At 57.8% G+C, this 20598-nt stretch carries 19 protein-coding genes and 1 tRNA gene; 7 read left to right on the forward strand and 13 right to left on the reverse strand.

The annotated features are described in order from the left end of the window. Nucleotides 1-70: 70 nt before the first annotated feature. From HDE75_RS07010 to HDE75_RS07035, 6 genes are all read right to left on the reverse strand, one after another. Nucleotides 71-793 carry an ABC transporter ATP-binding protein gene (locus tag HDE75_RS07010; RefSeq protein ID WP_183675587.1) on the reverse strand — a complete coding sequence of 241 codons (723 nt, stop codon included), beginning with the start codon at nt 791-793 and terminating at the stop codon, nt 71-73. Then, a complete protein-coding gene (locus HDE75_RS07015) occupies nt 790-1563 on the reverse strand; it encodes an ABC transporter ATP-binding protein (RefSeq protein WP_183675586.1) in 774 nt (257 codons plus the stop codon). The genes HDE75_RS07010 and HDE75_RS07015 overlap by 4 nt, the downstream gene beginning before the upstream one ends. A 17-nt stretch (nt 1564-1580) precedes the next feature. Further along, the gene (locus HDE75_RS07020; RefSeq protein ID WP_183675585.1) at nt 1581-2798 is read right to left on the reverse strand and encodes an ABC transporter permease subunit; all 1218 of its coding nucleotides are present in this window, start codon (nt 2796-2798) and stop codon (nt 1581-1583) included. A 20-nt stretch (nt 2799-2818) separates the two neighbouring features. Further along, a complete protein-coding gene (locus HDE75_RS07025) occupies nt 2819-3748 on the reverse strand; it encodes a branched-chain amino acid ABC transporter permease (protein WP_183675584.1) in 930 nt (309 codons plus the stop codon). A gap of 286 nt (nt 3749-4034) precedes the next feature. Continuing rightward, nucleotides 4035-4982 carry a 4-hydroxy-3-methylbut-2-enyl diphosphate reductase gene (gene ispH / locus HDE75_RS07030; RefSeq protein ID WP_183675583.1) on the reverse strand — a complete coding sequence of 316 codons (948 nt, stop codon included), beginning with the start codon at nt 4980-4982 and terminating at the stop codon, nt 4035-4037. An 11-nt stretch (nt 4983-4993) separates the two neighbouring features. Next, the gene (locus HDE75_RS07035) at nt 4994-5449 is read right to left on the reverse strand and encodes an FKBP-type peptidyl-prolyl cis-trans isomerase (protein WP_183675582.1); all 456 of its coding nucleotides are present in this window, start codon (nt 5447-5449) and stop codon (nt 4994-4996) included. Nucleotides 5450-5558: 109 nt separating this feature from the next. On the opposite strand from HDE75_RS07035, the gene radC reads away from it, so the two are divergent. The 3 genes from radC to rpmG all read left to right on the forward strand — a co-directional run bounded on the left by radC (nt 5559) and on the right by rpmG (nt 6906). After that, nucleotides 5559-6233: a RadC family protein gene (gene radC / locus HDE75_RS07040; protein WP_183675581.1), complete on the forward strand. Its 675-nt coding sequence runs from the start codon at nt 5559-5561 to the stop codon at nt 6231-6233. Between the two features lie 246 nt (nt 6234-6479). Further along, nucleotides 6480-6716 (forward strand): 50S ribosomal protein L28, encoded by a 237-nt coding sequence (rpmB, locus tag HDE75_RS07045; protein WP_026637479.1) that lies wholly within the window; start codon nt 6480-6482, stop codon nt 6714-6716. Nucleotides 6717-6738: 22 nt separating this feature from the next. Then, the gene (gene rpmG / locus HDE75_RS07050) at nt 6739-6906 is read left to right on the forward strand and encodes a 50S ribosomal protein L33 (RefSeq protein WP_183675580.1); all 168 of its coding nucleotides are present in this window, start codon (nt 6739-6741) and stop codon (nt 6904-6906) included. A 142-nt stretch (nt 6907-7048) separates the two neighbouring features. Here the strand turns inward: rpmG and HDE75_RS07055 are convergent, their stop codons facing one another. The 5 genes from HDE75_RS07055 to HDE75_RS07075 form a co-directional block, all read right to left on the reverse strand. Further along, the gene (locus HDE75_RS07055; protein ID WP_183675579.1) at nt 7049-8257 is read right to left on the reverse strand and encodes a DesA family fatty acid desaturase; all 1209 of its coding nucleotides are present in this window, start codon (nt 8255-8257) and stop codon (nt 7049-7051) included. Nucleotides 8258-8374: 117 nt separating this feature from the next. Beyond that, nucleotides 8375-9742, reverse strand: a complete 1368-nt coding sequence (locus HDE75_RS07060) for a mechanosensitive ion channel family protein (RefSeq protein WP_183675578.1) — start codon at nt 9740-9742, stop codon at nt 8375-8377. Nucleotides 9743-9864: 122 nt separating this feature from the next. Next, on the reverse strand, nt 9865-11175 hold the full coding sequence (locus HDE75_RS07065) for an RsmB/NOP family class I SAM-dependent RNA methyltransferase (RefSeq protein ID WP_183675577.1): 1311 nt from the start codon (nt 11173-11175) through the stop codon (nt 9865-9867). A 21-nt stretch (nt 11176-11196) separates the two neighbouring features. Beyond that, complete coding sequence (purN, locus tag HDE75_RS07070; RefSeq protein WP_183675576.1) at nt 11197-11805, reverse strand: phosphoribosylglycinamide formyltransferase; 609 nt, start codon at nt 11803-11805, stop codon at nt 11197-11199. 156 nt (nt 11806-11961) lie between these two features. Next, nucleotides 11962-12360, reverse strand: a complete 399-nt coding sequence (locus HDE75_RS07075; RefSeq protein ID WP_183675575.1) for a barstar family protein — start codon at nt 12358-12360, stop codon at nt 11962-11964. 410 nt (nt 12361-12770) lie between these two features. Here HDE75_RS07075 and HDE75_RS07080 point away from each other — a divergent pair, with 410 nt between their 5' ends. The 4 genes from HDE75_RS07080 (at nt 12771) to HDE75_RS07095 (ending at nt 16113) form a co-directional block, all read left to right on the forward strand. Continuing rightward, on the forward strand, nt 12771-13283 hold the full coding sequence (locus tag HDE75_RS07080; protein WP_183675574.1) for a glycine zipper 2TM domain-containing protein: 513 nt from the start codon (nt 12771-12773) through the stop codon (nt 13281-13283). 100 nt (nt 13284-13383) lie between these two features. Beyond that, nucleotides 13384-14175: a class I SAM-dependent methyltransferase gene (locus HDE75_RS07085; protein WP_183675573.1), complete on the forward strand. Its 792-nt coding sequence runs from the start codon at nt 13384-13386 to the stop codon at nt 14173-14175. Between the two features lie 43 nt (nt 14176-14218). Beyond that, nucleotides 14219-15970 (forward strand): GspE/PulE family protein, encoded by a 1752-nt coding sequence (locus HDE75_RS07090; protein WP_183675572.1) that lies wholly within the window; start codon nt 14219-14221, stop codon nt 15968-15970. Nucleotides 15971-16037: 67 nt separating this feature from the next. Beyond that, nucleotides 16038-16113 (forward strand) — tRNA-Lys (locus HDE75_RS07095). Between the two features lie 103 nt (nt 16114-16216). Here the strand turns inward: HDE75_RS07095 and HDE75_RS07100 are convergent. Together HDE75_RS07100 and HDE75_RS07105 are read right to left on the reverse strand one after the other, a co-directional pair. Further along, a complete protein-coding gene (locus tag HDE75_RS07100; RefSeq protein WP_183676604.1) occupies nt 16217-18202 on the reverse strand; it encodes a c-type cytochrome in 1986 nt (661 codons plus the stop codon). Between the two features lie 218 nt (nt 18203-18420). After that, nucleotides 18421-20595 carry a metallophosphoesterase family protein gene (locus HDE75_RS07105; RefSeq protein WP_221291762.1) on the reverse strand — a complete coding sequence of 725 codons (2175 nt, stop codon included), beginning with the start codon at nt 20593-20595 and terminating at the stop codon, nt 18421-18423. Nucleotides 20596-20598 lie beyond the last annotated feature (3 nt).

The following is a 20598-nucleotide window of genomic DNA, read 5'->3' on the forward strand; positions in this document are numbered from 1 at the left end:
CCTTCCGTACTCCCCCACGGATGCCGTTATGCCCCGGTCCCGCCGGGGCATTTTTTATGCGCTGTCTACTTTACTCACCCAGATAGGCTGCCTTGATCCGCGGATCATCGAGCATGTCGGCCGCATTGCCTGCCATGGTGATCAAGCCCGTGTCCATCACATAAGCACGGTGCGCCGCCTGCAGCGCCAGACGGGCATTCTGCTCAACCAGCAAGATGGTGATGCCTTCACTGGACACCTTGCGTATCACCTCAAAGATTTTCTCGACCATGATGGGCGACAAGCCCATCGATGGCTCATCGAGCAGCAGCAAGGTCGGGTGGCACATCAGGGCGCGCGCCATGGCCAGCATCTGCTGTTCGCCGCCCGACAAGGTGCCGGCCATCTGCGCCGCCCGTTCTTTCAGGCGTGGAAACACCGTGAACCACTTGTCGATATCGGCCTCGATACCCACCTTGTCCGAGCGCGTATAGGCGCCCATCATCAGGTTTTCCCGGATCGACATGCGCGTAAACACGCCCCGCCCTTCCGGCACCATCGCCAGCTTTCTTTCCACCAGTTGGAAGGACTGGCTCCCCTTGAGCGGCTGCCCCAGATACGTAATCGTGCCTTCCACCTTGCAGGCCGGCAAAGTGCCGGTAATCGCCTTCAGGGTGGTGGTCTTGCCGGCGCCGTTCGCGCCGATCAGGGCGATCAGCTCGCCTTGATTTACTTCCAGGTCGACACCTTTGACGGCCTGGATGCCGCCGTAGGCAACCTTCAGGCCCGCGACCTTGAGTACCGTGTTGCTCATGCGTGCGATCCCCCCAGATAAGCCTCGATCACGGCCTGGTTTTGTTGTATTTCGGCCGGCAAGCCTTCGGCGATGCGCTTGCCATATTCCAGTACGGTAATGCGGTCGCACAAGCCCATCATCAGTTTCACATCATGTTCGATCAGCAGCACGGTCTTGCCTTCCGCCTTGATTTTTACCAGCAACTCGCGCAGGGCCAGTTTTTCCGTGGCATTCATGCCCGCCGCCGGCTCGTCCAGGGCCAGCAGCACGGGATCGGTGGCAAGCGCGCGGGCGATTTCCAGGCGCCGCTGGTCGCCATACGACAGGAAGCGGGCCGTGCGGTTCGCAAAACGGGCGATGCCGACGAAGTCCAGCAATTCCATCGCCCGCTGGCGTATCGCCGCCTCTTCCAGGCGCGCCGCCTTGTGCCGGAAGATGGCGCCGAACACGCCCTGGTGCGAACGCACATGGCGCCCCACCATCACGTTTTCCAGCGCCGTCATGTCGCCGAACAGCCGGATATTCTGGAAGGTGCGGGCGATGCCCGCCTTGGCCACCTTGTGCGGCGCCGACGGTGAATACGGTTTGCCGGCCAGTTCGAACGTGCCCGTATCGGGCTGGTACAAACCCGTGATGACATTAAAGAAAGTAGTCTTGCCAGCGCCGTTCGGGCCGATCAAGCCATAGATTTGCCCTTGCCGGATGGTAATGCCTACGTCGGTCAGCGCCTGCAGGCCGCCGAAACGTTTGTTTACGCCGGCAATATTGAGAATGATTTGTTCGCTCAAAGTATGCTCCATGGCCATCAGGTCGATACCACGCCTGTCGATTGATTCGGCTGGTCCACATCATGGTCCGGCCTATCCTCGCTTTTCGGCGACGGCCACAAGCCGGCCGGACGGGTGAGCATGATGACCACCATGGCCAGGCCGTACAGCAACTGGCGCAGCACTTCCGCGTCGATGATGACCTCGCCGAACAGCGCTTGCTGGGCCGGTTCGACCACGTGGCGCAGCACTTCAGGTATCGAGGCCAGGATCACGCCGCCCAGGATCACGCCCGGGATATGGCCGATGCCGCCCAGTACCACCATCGCCAGCACGGCAATCGATTCCGTCAGACTGAACGATTCCGGTGCGACAAATCCCTGGAACGAGGCAAACATGGCGCCCGCCACGCCGCCAAACGAGGCGCCCATGGAAAACGCCAGCAATTTCACGTTGCGCGTATTGATGCCCATCGCCTTGGCAGCGATTTCATCTTCGCGGATGGCTACCCAGGCACGGCCCAGGCGCGAATGCTGCAAGCGGCTGGTGACGAACACGATGGCGATGCACAGCAACAGGAACAAAAAGTAATAGGCATTCACGGACGGCATGGAAAAACCACCGAGCATCACCGTACTGTTGCTGCCCGCCTCGCCCGCCAGGTTCACGCCGAAAATGCGGATCGGGTCGATCATATTGATGCCTTGCGCGCCGTTCGTGAAATTGATGGGCTCATTCAGATTGCCCATGAAGATACGGATGATCTCGCCAAAACCCAGGGTCACGATGGCCAGGTAATCGCCGCGCAGTTTCAAGGTAGGCGCACCCAGCAAGGCGCCGAACAGGCCGGCCAGGGCGGCGGCCAGCGGCACGATGGCCCAGACCGACAAGTGGATGCCATTCTCGCGGATTTCCGGCCCCAGCACATGCACCAGGAAATCGCCCAATACCGGATACTCGTTGACCACCGATTCGAGCAGGATGGCAAACTGGGGCGAGGCCAGCAAGCCGGTCAGGTAAGCGCCCACCGCGTAAAACGCGATGTAGCCAAGGTCGAGCAAGCCGGCAAAGCCCACCACGATATTCAGGCCCAGGGCCAGCATGATGTAGAGCAAGGCCATATCGACGATGCGCACCCAGGAATTGCCGAACTGGGCGGCAAAAAAGGGGAATATCATCAGCAGCGCGGCCAGGCCCAGCATGCCCAGATAAGCTTTGGTGGGATTTTTTTTGACGTTGAAATCGAGTAATGCCATGTTCAGCTCCCGGGATGGCGTCAGGCGCGGTCGGCCACGCGTTCACCCATGATGCCGGACGGACGCAGGGTCAACACGATGATCAGTACGATGAAGGCAAAGATATCCTGGTAATTACTACCGAGGAAGCCGCCCGTGGCATACGCGATATAGCCGGCGCCCAGGCTCTCGATCAAGCCCAGCAAGATGCCGCCCAGCATGGCACCATAGATATTGCCGATGCCACCCAGCACCGCCGCGCAAAAAGCTTTCAAGCCCGGCAACGCCCCCATGGAAAACTTGATCGACGCATAGTTGGCGCCCCACATCACGCCGGCCACGGCCGCCAGCGCGGCGCCGATGGCAAACGTGGCGACGATGACTTTATTGGAATCGACGCCCATCAAGCCTGCCACGCGGGGATTTTCCGCCGTGGCCCGCATGGCGCGGCCCATCTTGGTTTTCTCTACCAGCAAGACCAGCGCGCCCATGGAAATGGCGGCCAGGGCCAGCAGCAATACTTGTGTTTGTGAAATGACGGCGCCACCGATATGCAAGGGGTCGGTCGACAGCAACTGCGGGAATGGCAGCGGATTGCGTGTCCAGATCATCATGGCGAAGGTTTGCAGCAAGATCGATACGCCGATGGCGGTAATCAGCGGCGCCAGGCGGGGCGCATTGCGCAGGCGGCGGTAGGCAACCCGCTCGATCAGGATATTGACGAGGATACAGACGGGAATGGCGCCAAGGATGGCGGTGGCCAGCTTCAGATAGCCAGGCCAGTCGGGCACATAGATGCCCAGCAGCTTCAAGATGGTCAAGCCCACCATGGCGCCTATCATCAAGACATCGCCGTGGGCAAAGTTAATCAAATTCAACACGCCATACACCATCGTGTAACCGAGGGCGATCAGGGCATACATGCTGCCCAGCACCAAGCCGTTGATGATTTGCTGGATAAAGATATCCATGGTTTGATTGCCCTATCAAATATACATTTTTCGGGAACAACATCTACGCAGCGCGCATCGCAGATACAAAAACGGCACTGGAGGAAAGCTTCCTTCAGTGCCGATTTCAATCATTCTCACCAGGACGGTGCAACGCACCAGAAATGGGCGTTTTCAGCGTTAGTCAGAACAGCAATGAACTCAAGCGTTGGCAATCATAACGGTCTTTTTGAAAAACTAAACTTGGAATAAATTGACAATTTTCGAATTAAATTTGGTTTTCAAGCGAATTTTTATGCTCGACAAATCAAGCGACTTCGCGTTTGATACCGTCCAAACCCTTGGGCATGGGGAAGGTCACCGCTTCCTGCACACCGTCCAGTGGACGCACGCTCTTCACGCCACATTCCTTCAAACGGTCGATCACGGCTTGCACCAGGACTTCGGGCGCCGAGGCGCCAGCCGTCACGCCCACTCGTATTTTGCCTTCCAGCCATGCTGGATCGATCTGTGAAGCGTTATCCACCATATAGGCTGGCGTGCCCATTTTTTCCGCTACTTCACGCAAGCGGTTCGAGTTCGAACTGTTTGGACTGCCAACCACGACCACCAGTTCCACTTGCGGCGCCATGAATTTCACGGCTTCCTGGCGGTTGGTGGTGGCGTAGCAAATATCGCCCTTTTTCGGCTCGGTGATGTTCGGATATTTCTCTTTTAAAGCGGCAATAATGTCGCGCGTGTCGTCAACTGACAACGTTGTCTGCGAAACATAGGCCAGGCTGTCGGGATTGCCCACTTGCAGCTTCGCCACATCGTCCAGCGTTTCCACCAGATGCATGCCCATGTCTGCCTGGCCCATCGTGCCTTCCACTTCGGGATGGCCATCGTGGCCGATCATGATGATCTCGCGGCCTTCGCGGCGCATCTTCGCCACTTCCATATGCACCTTGGTCACCAGCGGGCAAGTCGCATCAAAAATGCTCAGGCCACGCGATTCTGCCTCGGCCCGTACGGCCTTCGACACGCCATGCGCGGAAAACACCAGGGTATTACCGGCTGGCACGTCATCGAGCTCATCGATGAAGATAGCGCCCTTGCTGCGCAAATCGGCCACCACATAGGCGTTGTGCACGATTTCGTGGCGCACATAAATGGGCGCGCCAAATTGGGTCAAGGCCCGCTCGACGATTTCAATCGCCCGATCGACACCGGCGCAAAAGCCACGCGGCTGGGCCAATAATAGTTCTTTGTCCATCGTTCTGCTCCTTACAGCACGGAAATCAGTTTGACTTCGAAACGCAGCGGCTGACCGGCCAGCGGATGATTGAAGTCGAACAGGGCCGAATCTTCACGCATCTCGCGCAATACGCCGGCAAAACGGCCGCCACCTGGCGCGGCGAAATCGACCAGGTCGCCGATCTTGTAATCGGCGCCCGGCACCGAGTTTTCATCGAGCGTGGCGCGCGATACCGATTGCACCAGCTCGGGATTGCGGTCGCCGAAGCCTTCGCCGGCTGCCAGTTCGAACGTCTTGTGCGTGCCTTCAGGCAAGCCCAGCAAACGCTGCTCCAGGAACGGCGCCAACTGGCCCTGTCCCAGCATCAAGGTGGCAGGATTTCCGTTAAAGGTCGTGACAATATCAGTACCGTCCACCGTGGCAAGACGATAATGCAGGGTGAGGTAAGCCGCTTCGGTGACGATTGCTGGTTGCGCGTTGGACATAGTGTGTTTTCAGGTAACTGGTGCAAAACGATATTGTAAGCCACACTGGCCGCGCCTGCCCCATGGCATCGTCAAACAAGTCCGCGCCCGTGCAAAACAGGAGAACAGCATGGCAATCAAGGATTGGCCCATCGGCGAACGGCCGCGCGAGCGCCTGATAAAGGATGGTGCGCAATCGCTGTCGGACGCGGAATTGCTGGCCGTGTTCCTGCGCACTGGCGTACGCGGCAAGAGCGCGGTGGAACTGGCGCGCGACACGGTCGAACATTTCGGTTCGCTGCGTGGCCTGTTTGGCGCCAGCCTGCTGAGTTTTTCCGCCGTGCATGGCATGGGCAGCGCCAAATTTGCCCAGTTGCAAGCGGTGCTGGAACTGGCGCGGCGCGCCATCGTGGAAGATTTACAGACGGGCCAGGCCTTGAATACGCCGGGTTCCGTCAAGGATTATTTGCGCCTGCTCTTGAGCGGCCTGCAGCACGAATCGTTTGTCGTGTTGTTTTTGGACGTCAAGAACCGTCTGATCACGAGCCAGGAAATGTTTCGCGGTACTCTCACCCACACCAGCGTCTACCCGCGCGAAGTCGTCAAGCAAGCCCTGCTGCACAACGCCGCCAGCATCATGCTGGCGCACAACCACCCGTCTGGCGTGTCGGAACCGAGTGAATCGGACTTGCTGCTGACGCGCATGCTGACCCAGGCGCTGTCGCTGGTAGAGGTACGTATCCTCGACCATTTCATTATCGCCGGACAAAAAGTGCACTCCTTCGCCGAACACGGCCAACTCTAGGCGCTTGCGGCTTTCGAGCAGTTAACCATGTGTAAACAAGGACATACGCGCACAAGCTGAGGCGAAGCCATAGCAGTAAACCAGGAAGTTTACAAGGCTTCCCCTTCTAAAACCTTTGGATTTGAAGATTGTTAAATTAATTTAAAACAACAAGACACAATTGTTTTTCGCAAGTCATTGATAAAGCTGATTTTTTTGGATATACTCTCGTTTTTCCAATTGTGGAATGTCTTTAAGGAGTGCGCCATGGCACGTGTTTGCCAAGTCACTGGGAAGAAGCCGATGGTCGGCAACAATGTTTCCCATGCAAACAACAAAACCAAACGTCGTTTTTTGCCTAACTTGCAAAATCGTCGTATTTTTGTTGAATCTGAAAACCGCTGGGTCTCCCTGCGTTTGTCCAACGCCGGTCTGCGCGTCATCGATAAAGTCGGCATCGACGCCGTATTGACCGATATGCGCGCTCGTGGCGAAAAAGTCTAATTAGCAGAATAAGGGAGCTATCATGGCAAAATCAGGCCGCGACAAAATCAAGTTAGAATCGACCGCCGGTACGGGTCACTTCTACACGACCACCAAAAACAAGCGTACGACGCCTGCGAAAATTGAGATCATGAAGTTCGATCCTAAAGCACGCAAGCACGTAACGTACAAAGAAACCAAGATCAAGTAATTGATATTGTGTTCTCTGATGAAAGAGCCGCTCTGATGAGCGGTTTTTTTTCGTCCCGATTTTCTTATCCAACACTGAACATCGTGACAGGCAAAAAAAATGGCCCCGCAAGCGGAGCCATTCATGTCACATCAACTTACCATCAAGCATAACTGCGCAAGCGCAATGAGAAGTCTTGCAGCGACTTGATGCCCGATGCTTCGGCGCGCGCGCACCAGTCTTGCAGCTTGTGCAGCAACTGTTCGCGCGTAAAGTGCGAGCGCTCCCAGATAGCGCCCAGCTCCACGCGCATATGGTGCATGGTTTCCAGCGCCTTGCTGTGTTGGAACAGTTCCGATAATTGTTCATGGTGTGCATCGGCCAGCTTGGCTGGTTCGCGCTGCATCAGCTTGCGCGACGACTTCAGGAAGCGTTTTTCCAGCAATGCCTTGTCTTTCAAGTGGTCCAGCTCTTCTTTCCAGGCATGCTTGATCGATTTCGCATACTTGGCCATCACGTCGTAGCGGTTGGCAATGACGGATTGCAAGGTCTCGAAATCCGCTTCGCTCTTGCCGTGAGAAAACTTCGGTTCCGGCGCCAGTTTCTTCACTTTCGCCAGGCGCAGTGTTTCCAGAATGCGGATATAACCCCAGCCAATATCGAACTCGTACCATTTTGACGACAATTTAGCCGACGTTGCATACGTATGGTGGTTGTTATGGAGTTCTTCGCCACCGATCAGGATGCCGAAGGGAATGATGTTGGTGGCTGCATCGGCGCAGTCATAGTTGCGATAACCCCAATAGTGACCGATACCGTTGATGATGCCGGCCGCTGTTACTGGAATCCAGATCATTTGCACGGCCCATACGGAAATACCGATCACGCCAAACAGGATGAAGTTGACCACGAACAGGATGACCACGCCCAGCCAGCTGTACTTGGTGTACAGATTGCGCTCGATCCAGTCGCTTGGCGTGCCATGGCCGTATTTCGCCATGGTTTCCATGTTTTTCGATTCGGCACGGTACAGCTCGGCGCCTTCCCAGAAGACTTTCTTGATGCCGCGCGTAACCGGGCTATGCGGATCTTCTTCCGTATCGCACTTGGCGTGATGCTTGCGGTGAATCGCAGCCCATTCCTTGGTGACCTGGCCGGTCGTCAACCACAGCCAGAAACGGAAGAAATGGCTGGGAATTGCATGCAATTCCAGCGCGCGGTGCGCCTGGTGGCGGTGCAGGTAGATCGTCACGCTGGCGATGGTGATGTGGGTCACCACCATGGTGTACAGAAAAACTTGCCATGCGGACAGATCGGTAATACCCGTTGCCATAAATTGCAATACTGCGTGTAAAACGGAACTCAATGTCATTACTACTCCAAGTGGACGGGGCGTGTTCACGGTCGCTCCAGTCTGGCTGGAGGTCCGGTAGTGTGATTTTAGGCGTAATTGTACGCGCTAATAGGGACGATCAGGCGAAATTGCGCCTCAAACCTGCTTATCGTCAGGTCCTGCCGCAGGCTCGGGCGTACCCGCCAGCGCGACGGCCGGCATGCCGATAATGCGCAATTCGCGCTGTGGAAATGGTACGGAGACCTTATGTTCCTGCAAGGTACGCCAAATGGCGCGATTAACATTCGATTTCACCCCGCCCGTGCCATTTTCAGGGTCGGCGATCCAGAAACCGATCTGCAGGTCCAGTCCATCGGCGCCGAAACGCACCAGGGTCGCCGATGGCGGTTTGGTCTGCGACACGCGCGGCACGCTGGCCGCGGCTGCTTCCAATAAAGGGAAGATGGTATCGATATCGGTGTCGTAGCCCACCGATACGGTGCTGGCCAGCCACACCATGCTGTTCGACAAGGACATATTCTGTACCCCGCCGGAAATCAGCATTTCATTGGGCACAATGGATTCGACGCCATCTCCGCCCAACAGCACGGTATAACGCGTATTAATCTGCGTTACCTTGCCATTGAACTGGCCAACGGTAATGACATCACCAATGGTCAGGCTGCGATCGAGCAAAATGATAAAACCGGACACAAAGTTGGCGGCAATCTTTTGCAGGCCAAAACCCAGGGCCACGCCAAAGGCGCCGCCAAACACCGACAGTACGGTCAGGTCGATGCCCACCAGCGACAGGCTGACCAGCACGGAAACGAGAATCAGCACGGCACGTCCCATGCGCGACATGACCACCCGCAAGGAGGAATGCAAGCCTTGCATTTTCATTAATCGGTCATCGAGCGCCGTGGCGGCCCACATGGCCAGCACCATCAGTACGGCAACCGAAATGGCTGCCTGCAAAATGGCGGCCACCGACACTTTGTTGCGGCCCAGCGGCACCACGATGCCTTCCAGGAAGGCATGCAGGTCCGGCCATAGGCCGGTGATATACATCGCCATGCCGAGCCACACGACAATGGTGAATACTTTTTCAAGCAACAACATTGTCGGGCTGATTTCGCCGTGGCGGGCAAAAATGCGCCGCAGCACATAAAACCCGAAACGCACCAGCGCCATCGAGGTGCACAGCGGAATCGCAATACTGAGCAGGTGGACGGTCTGGAAGCGGGACAGCACATGCTGCGTCACGCCCAGCAGCAGCGCCGCCAGCACAGGTGTCAGGATACGGATAAAACTATGCGTGCGCCGCAAGGCTTCGGCACTGACCGGCGCCGACGTGTTCGCCGCGCTTTCGGCGCGCTGGTTCAGGAACACGCGCAGCTGGCGCACCAGCACCCAGCTCAAGGCCAGGCAGGAGGCGATGGCCAGCACCTGCCACAGGATGGCCGGCTGGCGGAAATCGTCAACAAAATCAGTGATCAGGTTCAGCAGTGGCGTATCGTTCATGGCTGGGGCACTCAGGGTAGTGGAACGGCACGGGCCGCTGGCCCTGCCATGCGCCAGGCGGTGCTGGCTGGTAGTACTGGTCGTGATGGCGGCCCTGCCGTTGGCAAGGCCGCTTGCAGCGCTTACTCGGCTTGCTCGGCGTCAGCCGGCTTTTCATCGGCAAACACTTTTTTCGGCATCACTTTGCGCTCGAACACGGCGGCAAAGAAGCCATCGGTCTGGTGCTGGTGTGGCAGCAGTTTCAAATAATCGCCCATTTCCAGTTCGATCTTTTGCTCAGCCAGCACCTTATTCATCGGCACCAGGAAGAAGTCGGGATGATCGGCCAGGAATTGCTCGGCGATCACATCATTTTCTTCATTGAGGAAACTGCAGGTAGCGTACACCAGGCGGCCGCCGCCTTTGACCAGGCGCGCCGCACCCGACAGGATGGCCGCCTGCTTGACTTGCAGTTCGCCGATGGAGTTCGGTTGCTGGCGCCATTTCACGTCCGGATTGCGGCGCAAGGTGCCCAGGCCGCTACATGGCGCATCGACCAGCACGCGGTCGATCTTGCCAGCCAAACGCTTGATCTTGGAGTCACGCTCATGCGCGATCTGCACCGGATGCACATTCGACAAGCCACTGCGGGCCATGCGCGGTTTCAGCTTGGCCAGGCGCTTTTCAGATACGTCAAATGCATACAGACGGCCCGTGTTGCGCATCAGCGCGCCCAGCGCCAGGGTCTTGCCGCCCGCGCCGGCACAGAAATCGACCACCATCTCGCCGCGCTTGGCGCCAACGATCTGCGACAGGATCTGGCTGCCTTCATCCTGTACTTCGATCGCGCCGCTCTGGAACAAGGGCATGTTTTGCAGCGATGGTTTTTTCACCACGCGCAGGCCCAGCGGCGCGTACGGCGTCGGGGTGCTCAGGATCGGTGCTTCGGCCAGGGCCAGCATCACGTCTTCACGCGTGGATTTGAGCGAATTGACGCGCAAGTCCAGCGAGGCCGGCGCATTCAGGGCATCGGCCAGCAACATGGTTTCCGTTTCGCCGAATTGGGCGATCAGCTTGTCAAACAACCACTTTGGCATATTGGCGCGCATGGTGGCTGGCATCAGGTTGCGGTCGATCTGCTTGATGCGGTCCAGCCATTCGACTTCTTCTTCCGTCAGGCCGCCCAGCGAATCGGCGCCCATCGCTTCGGCCAGGCCGAGGATGGTCAAACGGCGCATGGTCGGGCCATTGCCCGCTTCGGCGAAGTCGGTAAAGAACGATTTGTTGCGCAGCACGGCATAAATGCCTTCGGCGATGGCGCCGCGCTCGCGCGAACCGAGACGCGGATGGTCGCGGAAATAGCGCGACAAGGTGGTGTCGGCTGGCGCCGTAAAACGTAAAATTTCGCGCAATACTTCTTCAGCATTCGCAAGTATCGCTGGTGGCAATCTCATTGTTATTCTTCCTGTAATATTTTATTGAGGGTCCACGCGGACCTGGCCATGCTCGACGGACAGTTTATCGTCTATGAACAGGCGGATGGCGCGCGGGTAAAGCAGATGTTCCTGTACCAGCACGCGCGCCGATAAGCTTTCTTCTGTGTCGCCTGGCAAGACAGGCACTACCGCACTGGCCACGGCCGGGCCATGATCGAGCTCGGCTGTGACGAAATGCACGGTCGCGCCGTGTTCCGTCACGCCTGCCTCGATCGCCTGGCGATGGGTTGCCATGCCCGGAAACAGGGGCAGCAGCGATGGGTGGATATTGAGCATGCGCCCCGCGTAATGATCCACGAATGGCGCCGTCAGGATGCGCATGAAACCGGCCAGCACGACCAGGTCGGGCGCAAAACTGTCGACCACGGCTTGCAGCGCCGCATCAAATGCATCACGGCTGGCATAATCCTTGTTGGCAACGATTGCGGTCGCTATCCCATGTTCCGCGGCAAACAGCAGTCCCTGGGCGTCGGCCCGGTTACTGATGACGGCCGCAATACGGGCAGGCCATTGCTCGGCTTGCGCCGCGCGCACAACCGCTTCCATGTTGCTGCCGCGTCCGGAAATGAGGATAACGATATTTTTCATAGCGCGCATTGTACCCGCTATGACGGTGCGAATCTAGAAAGGCCGGCATTATTGTTGCGGCGCAACATACACCAGGTGGCGCTGGCGCGGTGCGCCGTACCAGATTTTCACCCTCGCCAGCGCCCTGTTTCAGGGCTGCGTGGGAAGAGTGGGTATTTACTCAAACGAATAGAAGACGCGGAACGGTACTTTTTTCTCGGCCCAGTAGTCGGCCGCGTCACGAAACACGTCGAGCAGGGTCTCGCGTGCTTCCTTGTCAAATTTTTGCGTATTTGGCAATTGCTCGAGCACTACCAAAAAACCATTCTGGGTGCCTGCTTTATACATGGTATCCGTCAGGCAGACGCGCAGGGCATCGAAATTCTTGGCCAGGCTTTTCGGAAACAGGAATGCTTCTGCGATAATACCGATGACTTGTTGCTTGGTCAGGCCGGCGTGGCAGTGCGCATATAAAAAGTGCTGCCCGAGACGAATCGCCTCGTCTTGCAATTCGGTCACGCGAAAGGCACGGATGGACTGGACAAGGTTGGGCGGCACGGTTAGTAACAAACTCATTTTTCCCTCAAATCGACCTGTTATGTATGGATTTCTTCAAACTGCTGCAGTTCTTATTACATCCCGCACGAGGGTCAATGCGCACGCGGTGATTCGATCTGTATCAATTAAGCTAATTCATTAAACGATTCAGTACGATTTTATAAGCCATACGCGTATTAGGGTAACGTGTTGTTCTGCATGAATCAACCCGAATATGATGTCGAACGCAAGATTTGTTACAAAGCGCCCTATTCAGGGAATCCAACATCGTGTATCGAATGAAAGTGCATGTTACAGACTGTGGGGAGAAGGGGCTTTGCTGTTACATTTTGTTGCCATGTACATCACTACGTCACGCCCGGCCGGACTACTATAGCTTCAGTTTAAAAAAAATGCCCTGAAAGATACTCTACATAACGAGGTAAGAAATGAACTTGCAAGCCAAATTGTTGATGTCAGCCCTTTGTATCGGTGCTTTGCCACTTGCCCAGGCCGCCGACTTTGAAGATTTCGGCCGCGTCACGCGCGTCGTGCCACAAGTGGAACAGATCAACCGTCCACGCCAGGAATGCCGCACCGAGTACGTGCAGGTTCAGACGCCGCCACAACAGCGCAGCGCTGGCGGCTCGATCGTCGGCGGTATCGCTGGCGCCCTGCTCGGTAGCCAGGTTGGCGGCGGCAATGGCCGTACGGCCGCCGCGGCGGCAGGCGCGATCGCTGGCGCCGTGGTCGGTGACCGCGTCGATAACCAGAATAATTACCAGGGTGGCGTGCAGCAACAAGCTGTACAGCAATGCCGCCAGGTCGATCACTGGGAATCGCGCAACACCGGCTATCAGGTAACGTACGACTATCGTGGCCGTAACTACACGAGCGTTACTTCCTACGATCCAGGCGAACGCATCCGCCTGCGCGTCTCCATCGAACCTGCACAGCAGTAACTTGCTTTGTGACAGGCAATAAAATGCCGGCCCCATGAGGCCGGCATTTTTTATGGTGCTCCGGCGCGGGCTATAATGCGGCACACTTTCAGGCCGTCTTATGCTTATCAAACGAAAATCCATCGAACAAGTCGAATCTTCCCGCCCCGCCACGCGCAAGCCGCGCTACGCGCCCGTTACCCTGTCGGAAATGGATGGCGTGCGCTATCTGCATTTCGGTACCGAGTGGGTGCAGGGCGCCATGCGCATCCGCAAGCCCGACTGGCCGGAGCTGGAGTACGCGCAACAGATGATGGCGTGGATGCTGTGGATCAAGCAGCCGCAGCGCCTGGCCCAGCTGGGCCTGGGTACGGCCGCGCTGACCAAATTCTGCTACCGCCAGTTTCCCGAGGCACAGGTCGATGCGATCGAGCTGAACCCGTCCGTCATCGCCATCTGCGCCTCGATGTTCAAGCTGCCGCCCAATGACGAGCACCTGCACGTGCGCGAAATGGATGCGCTGGACTACGTCAACGACGAAGCCAACCATGGCACGCTCGATGCGCTGCAAGTGGACTTGTATGACGCCACGGCGCGCGGCCCCGTGCTCGACAGCGCCGACTTTTACAGCGCCTGCTGCGCCTGCCTGGCGCCGCACGGCATCATGACGGTCAATCTGTTCGGCGACCACCCGAGCTACGCAAAAAACATCAAGGCGATGAAATTTGCGTTTGAACAGGTGATCTGCCTGCCTGAAGTCCATGATGGGAACGTGGTGGCCATCGCTTTCAAGACCAAAGTCGCTCTCGATGCCGAGGCGCAAGCAGCCCTGCTTGAACGGGCAAAACAGATCGTCGCCGACACCAAGCTGCCTGCCAAATCCTGGCTCAAGGGCATACAAAGCACGCTGTAAGCCGGTTTTTATCCATGGCCGGCACCCTGAAAGGTTGCCGGCCATGTCGATCTCCCCGCCACTGGATTTACCGCAACTGCTTTCCTGGCTGCAGGAAGATGGGCTGCTGGACGCCAAACAGGCAGCGCAAGTATGTACTCACGCTGCCGCCCTGCCTTCTGCGCCGCTACACCCGCTGTGCAGCGTAGCCGATTGCAAATTACCCTCGTTGACGCTCGACAGCCTGTGCGCCTGGCTGGCGCGGCGGTCGCACCTGCCCTATTTGCGCATCGATCCGCTCAGTATTGATTTCAGCCAGGTGGCGAACGTGATGACGGCCAGCTATGCGGCACGTTTCAATATCCTGCCCGTGGAAAGCACGCATGAACGCATCGTGATCGCCACCGCCCAGCCGTATGCGCTGGCCTGGCAAGCAGGCCTCGGTTCACTGGCGCCACGCAAGCTGAGCCTGGTGATTGCCAATCCCGTGCACATCGCCGACTATATCGCGCAGTTTTTCAGCTTGGCCGGTTCCGTCCAGGTGGCGCGGCAGGCATCCACGCAAGATGTGGCGCTGCGCCACAATTTCGAACAGCTGGTGGAATTGGGGCGCAACAAAAGCAGCCTCGACGCCAATGACCAGCATGTGGTGCGCATCGTCGACTGGCTGTGGCAATACGCATTTGCCCAGCGCGCCTCGGACATCCATCTGGAACCGAAACGCGATGCGGGCTACGTACGCCTGCGCATCGACGGCTTGCTGCATCAGGCCTACCAGGTGCCGCCGGTGGTGATGCTGGCGATGACGGCGCGCATCAAGTTGCTAGGACGCATGGACGTAGTGGAAAAGCGCCGCCCGCAAGATGGCCGCATCAAGACCCGTAATGCCCAAGGGCAAGAAATCGAGCTGCGCCTATCCACCCTGCCCACCGCGTTTGGCGAAAAACTCGTGATGCGCATCTTCGACCCCGAGATCGCCATCAAAAGCCTGGCCGAACTGGGCTTTCCACCGGTGGACGCCGGGCGCTGGCGGCAATTGACAGCACATACGCACGGCATCGTGCTGGTGACGGGGCCTACGGGGTCGGGCAAGACGACCACCCTGTACAGCACGCTCAAGGCACTGGCCAGCAGCGAAGTCAATGTGTGCACGGTGGAAGACCCCATCGAAATGGTCGAGCCCGCCTTCAACCAGATGCAGGTGCAGACACAGGCCGGCATGGACCTGTCATTTGCCGACGGCGTGCGGGCGCTGATGCGGCAAGATCCCGACATCATCATGGTGGGAGAAATCCGCGACCTGGCCACGGCCGAGATGGCGATCCAGGCTGCGCTGACGGGCCATCTTGTGCTGTCCACCCTGCACACCAACGATGCGCCCTCGGCCGTGATGCGGCTGCTGGAACTGGGCGTGCCGGCCTATCTGCTGGAAGCGTGCCTGATCGGCGTGCTGGCGCAGCGTTTGCTGCGCTGCCTGTGTTCCGATTGCAAACAGCCAGAGCCAACGCCCACCGTAGCGCAATGGCAGCAGCTGACAGGCGGACAGATTGAGCGGCCAGAAACCACCTTTCGCCCTATCGGCTGCCCCTTATGCCGGCAAAGCGGCTACCGGGGCCGCGCCGGCATTTATGAATTGCTGAGCGTAACGGAACGCTTCACGCAACTGATCAAGGGCGGCGCCGACCTGCACGCGCTGCGGCGCCAAGGCATGCTGGACGGCATGACGCCGCTACGCATCGCCGGCGCGCGCAAGATCATCGATGGCACGACCAGCATCAGCGAAGTCTTGAAAATCACGGCGGCGCTGCAAGACTAAACTATTTACAGTTTGTGCGAGAAGGCTTTGCCTTCTGGTGAAAACCATATATAATGCGGCCTCTTTCGGGTCGTTAGCTCAGCTGGTAGAGCAGCGGACTTTTAATCCGTTGGTCGCAGGTTCGAATCCCGCACGGCCTACCACGAATGCGCAGTACTAAAAAGCCAATCCTCAGGATTGGCTTTTTTCATTTCTACTGCCTGCAAACTCCCCTGTCAGGGAAGCTTGCAAGTATTCCAGCAGAAATTAATAGCGGGCATCCTTGGGTTTCCCGCCTTTCGGCCAATCATGGACCTTTTCCGGGAAATCCGGACGCGGCATGTGGGTGAAATACTCGGCCACATCGACGGCGTCCTGGTCGGACAAATTGCCCTGCCCCAAGGGGAATTTCTGGCCATGGCCCATCACCATATTAGCTTTGACAAAACCTGCCGCCGTGTAGGTCCTGGCCATGCCCGCGCCGATATTGAAGGAACGCTCGCCCCACAGCGGCGGGAAGGCCACGACACCATCGGTACCCTTGATGCCTTGACCATAGTCGCCGTGGCAGACTGCGCATTGCTGGGCGAAAATTTTCTTGCCGTTAACAGCATTGGGCACCAGGCTGCGGTCGATCTTGGCGACGCCGCGCCCTGGCACATTATCGCCAGCCTGGGTCGCGCCTTTCATCCAATCGATATACGCCACCATCGCCTGCAAGTCGGGCGTGCCCGCCGGCAAGGGCGAACCGTTCATCGAACGCTTGAAGCAGCCATTGATGCGTTCAGCAAGGCTGATCACCCGTCCGGCACGTGGTGCTTCCAATGGGAAAAACGCGGAAATGCCGAGGAAGGGCGAACCCTTGGCCACCGTGCCGCCATTCAAGTGACAACTGCTGCAGTTCAAGTCATTGCCCACATTCTTAGGCAAGCGGGCCTTGGTTTCCGTCATCAACTGCATGCCGCGCATCAATTGCTCGGCGTTGGCGTTCGCCATCAGGGCAGCAAATCGGGGCGTAGAAAAATCGGAAGACGTCGGCTTGAGCTTTAATTCCTTACGCACCCTGGCGACCTGCGAGACAGTGACGACCTCGCCTTTGTTACCCCAGCTGCCACGCACAAAGCTGAGGATTTCCGCCAGCTCCTCATTCGACAGGCTGTCATAGGCAGGCATGCCGAACGAGCGCGGCGAGTGCTGCGTAACGGCCGATTGCCAGCCAGTCAGCGCGATATGGATCAGCAAAGTGGGATCTTTCGATTGCACGGAATGATTCTGTGCCAGCGGCGGGAAAATATTGTCCACGCCGCGGCCATCCCTCCGGTGGCAGGTGGCGCAAAATTGCGTATAGCCCAGGCCACCACGCGTGGTGTACAGCGCTGCCTCGGTGGCTTGCGCCAACACAAGTGGTTTCCTCGGCGCCGGTCCGCCAGATTTATTGGGCGGCAAGCCATGCAGGTATTCGGCCAGCGCCGCCAGGTCGGTATCCGTAAAATACTGGGTGCTGTGCGTGATGACTTCCGTCATGCTGCCGGCCGCCGTGCCAAAACTGTTGCGCCCGGTCTTGAGCAGTTGCACGATGTCATCGGGCGTCCACAGATTACGCAAGTTAACGGCATGCCAGGTATCGAAGGTAAAACCCGCCAGGTATTGATACTCCTTGGGACCATCTTGCCCCATGGTTTTTTCCTGGAAGGCGACGCCGCGCGGCGTGTGACAGGAGCCGCAATGGCCTAGCCCTTGAGCAAGATAGCTGCCCCGGTTCCAGGTGGCCGATTTACTGGCATCCGGCTTGAACGGCTCATCCTTGAGGAACAGTGCATTCCAGAAATACAGACCCCAGCGCATGCTGAACGGCCACTTCATGTCGTTCTCGCGGTTCTTTTGCACCACCGGCGCCACGCCATGCTGCAAGTAAACATACAGCGCCTGCATATCGTCGGGCGTGATCTTCGCATAGGATGGATACGGCATCGCCGGATACAAATGATGGCCATCGGCCGCCACGCCCTTGCGCATGGCGCGATTGAATTGCTCGAAGGAATACTTGCCGATACCTGTCACGGGGTCCGGCGTGATATTGGTGCTGTAGATGGTGCCGAAAGGCGTCTTCAATTCCAGGCCACCGGCCATGGCCGCGCCTTGTCCACTCGTATGGCAGGCAAAACAATCACCGAGGCGCGCCACATATTCGCCCCGCTTGATTTGCGCCGCATCGGGCGCAGCAGACCATGCGGGCCCGGCAAAGCCCAGCATGCCAAACAATAGCAAGGTGCAGATGGCTGTAAATAAAAATGATGGAGCAGCTGGCTTGGCGTTCATATTAACCCTTTTATTAGCAGGGATAAGTTTACGCATACAGCGACAGCGCCGAAATAAGGTGTTTCATTTGGGCATCTAAGTCATTTCACCTAGATGCACCATAAAAAATGCGGCCATACACATGGCCGCATTTTTCGTACAAGATCACAGCATCAGTTAAAGCTTAAGCCAGTAGCATTGGCATTGCTCAATTTCTTGGCCTTGAAATCGATCACGAAATGATCGCTAGGCTTGGCCGAACCGAGGCCCTTGAAAATCGCAAACACTTGCTTGAACTGATTTTGGAACAGTACGTTCACCGCGTTCTGGTCCGAAGGCTTGTCGCCGATCTTGACGATAGACGCCGGATTGGCCGGGAAAGCGCCCATCAGCACCTTGTACATGCTGACGCGGGTCGCGCCCATGTCGCGCAGGGCCAGTTCGCCAGCGTACACGGTACGGTGGAAGTCGCCGTAGAACTCATACGCGGAAATCGACGCAAAGTCGTCCAGCTTCAGGCCGGCCGCCGTGGCCAGTGCCGTCGCCTTGACAGTTGCCGCCGCCCAGTCCGCCGTCAACTGGCTTGCCGGCACGACCGTACCGCTGGCCACGCCCTTGGCTGCGCAGCTGGCTGTCAAGGGCAGCACGCCTGGCACTTGCGCCAGTTGCGCCAGGGTCACCTGGGTTTGCAATTGCGACAGGATCAGCATCTGCTTCGCGTCCAGCGCCATGGCCGCTTCCTTCATTTCACATGGCCAGTATTCATCCATGAAACGCAGGCGCGACAGTTCGCCGAAATAGAAGCGCGTGAAAGCGCCATACGAGGTGGTGTCGAGCACGGCACGGTTCCAGCGTTTCTTGATATCGTCCGCGTTCGTGCTGCCTTGCAGGTAATCGTATTCCACCTGGTAGTGCGGGAACAGTTCGTTGAAGCGCGGCACCGAATTCAAGGCCACGGTTTGCACGTCGACCGTATCGGCATCCTTGTAGTTGACGATCTTGTAGGAAGCGCCATACACGGCCAGCGATGGCGACTGCACGTTGACCAGGTAATTGCCAGCGGCATCCTGATAATCGTTGGTGCCGTTGAAATGCATGTGGCCGCCGATATGCAGGCGCAAGCCGGTCGCCGCCAATGCCGCCGTGGTCGCGGATTCAGGCACGCGCGCCGTCTGGAAGGCGCCCGGCTTGAAGACATCTTTCATCGCGCCGGTCTGGTTGGCATAAAAATCCATGGTCGGATAATGCGAGAAGGCCATCAACTGCTTGCCCTGCGCCTTGGCGCGGTCGACCACCGACTTGATCCATTCCATCTGGTGTTTCTTATGCGTCAGCACCTTGTTCCAGCCCGCATTGCCGGCGCCATCGAAGCCCTTGAACGATTTCGGATTGGCAGGGTCAAAATTGCCATTAGGAATGTACACGTTGGCGTCGATCGACAACAGCCACAGGCCTTTCACCGGCTCCACCAGATAGCTGGCGTCGATGATGCTGCTGCACTTGGTAAATGCCTTGCCCAGCGCTTTTTCACCAGCCGCCTTGTAGCTGCCGCCTTCGCCTTCGGCGCACATTTCAAACTGGCGGTTCTTCAGGTCGCCCTTCACCACCGCCGCTTCATACGTGTATTTGTTATCGGCATACTGGCCGAACGGGGTTTCCCAATACAGGTCATTCTTGTTCGGCATGAAACCGAAATCGCCCAGCTTGCCGATCAGGCTTTCATAGCCCTGCTCTTTCAACTGGTCGGTACAGACCACGGTCGGATCTTTCGACTTGCAGGCCGCATTGCCGGTCGCATAGACCTTTTGTTCCTTGCCATCCTTGGTCAGGAAATCGCTCTTGCCCGCTTCATCGTCGTCGTACGGCTCATTAGGGTCGTGGTTGCCCGGCGCGATAAAGAAGCGCATGCCCTTGGCCTGGTATTCGCGCAGGATGTCGTTGATGCCATCGATGTTGATCGGCTGGGCATCGTCGGAATAATCGCCAGGCAAGGCAACCATGCGGATGCCCTTGCCATAGGCATCGTCGAGCGCCGAGCGGAAGGCGAAATAGTTTTCGTTGAACAGACGGGTCGAGGTCAGCTGCGCATACATGGTGCGGATGGTGGCGTTCTTGCCATCCTTGGTCGGGATGCCGGCAAACTGTGCGCTCTTGAAGTCGCCATACACGTTTTCAAAGTGCACATCGGTCATGAAGGCTACGCTGGGATTGGCAGGTGCCACCGGAGGCGGCGGCGCCTCGTCATTGTGGTGGCGGCTGCCGCAGCCAGCCAACAGCGCAGCGGACGCCAACGCAACGGACACCAGCGCGCCCGCCGACACCGGGCGCAAGGGGAACTTCTCTATCATGCA

The sequence above is a fragment of the Janthinobacterium silvisoli genome, assembly GCF_014200725.1.
Lineage (GTDB): Bacteria > Pseudomonadota > Gammaproteobacteria > Burkholderiales > Burkholderiaceae_D > Janthinobacterium.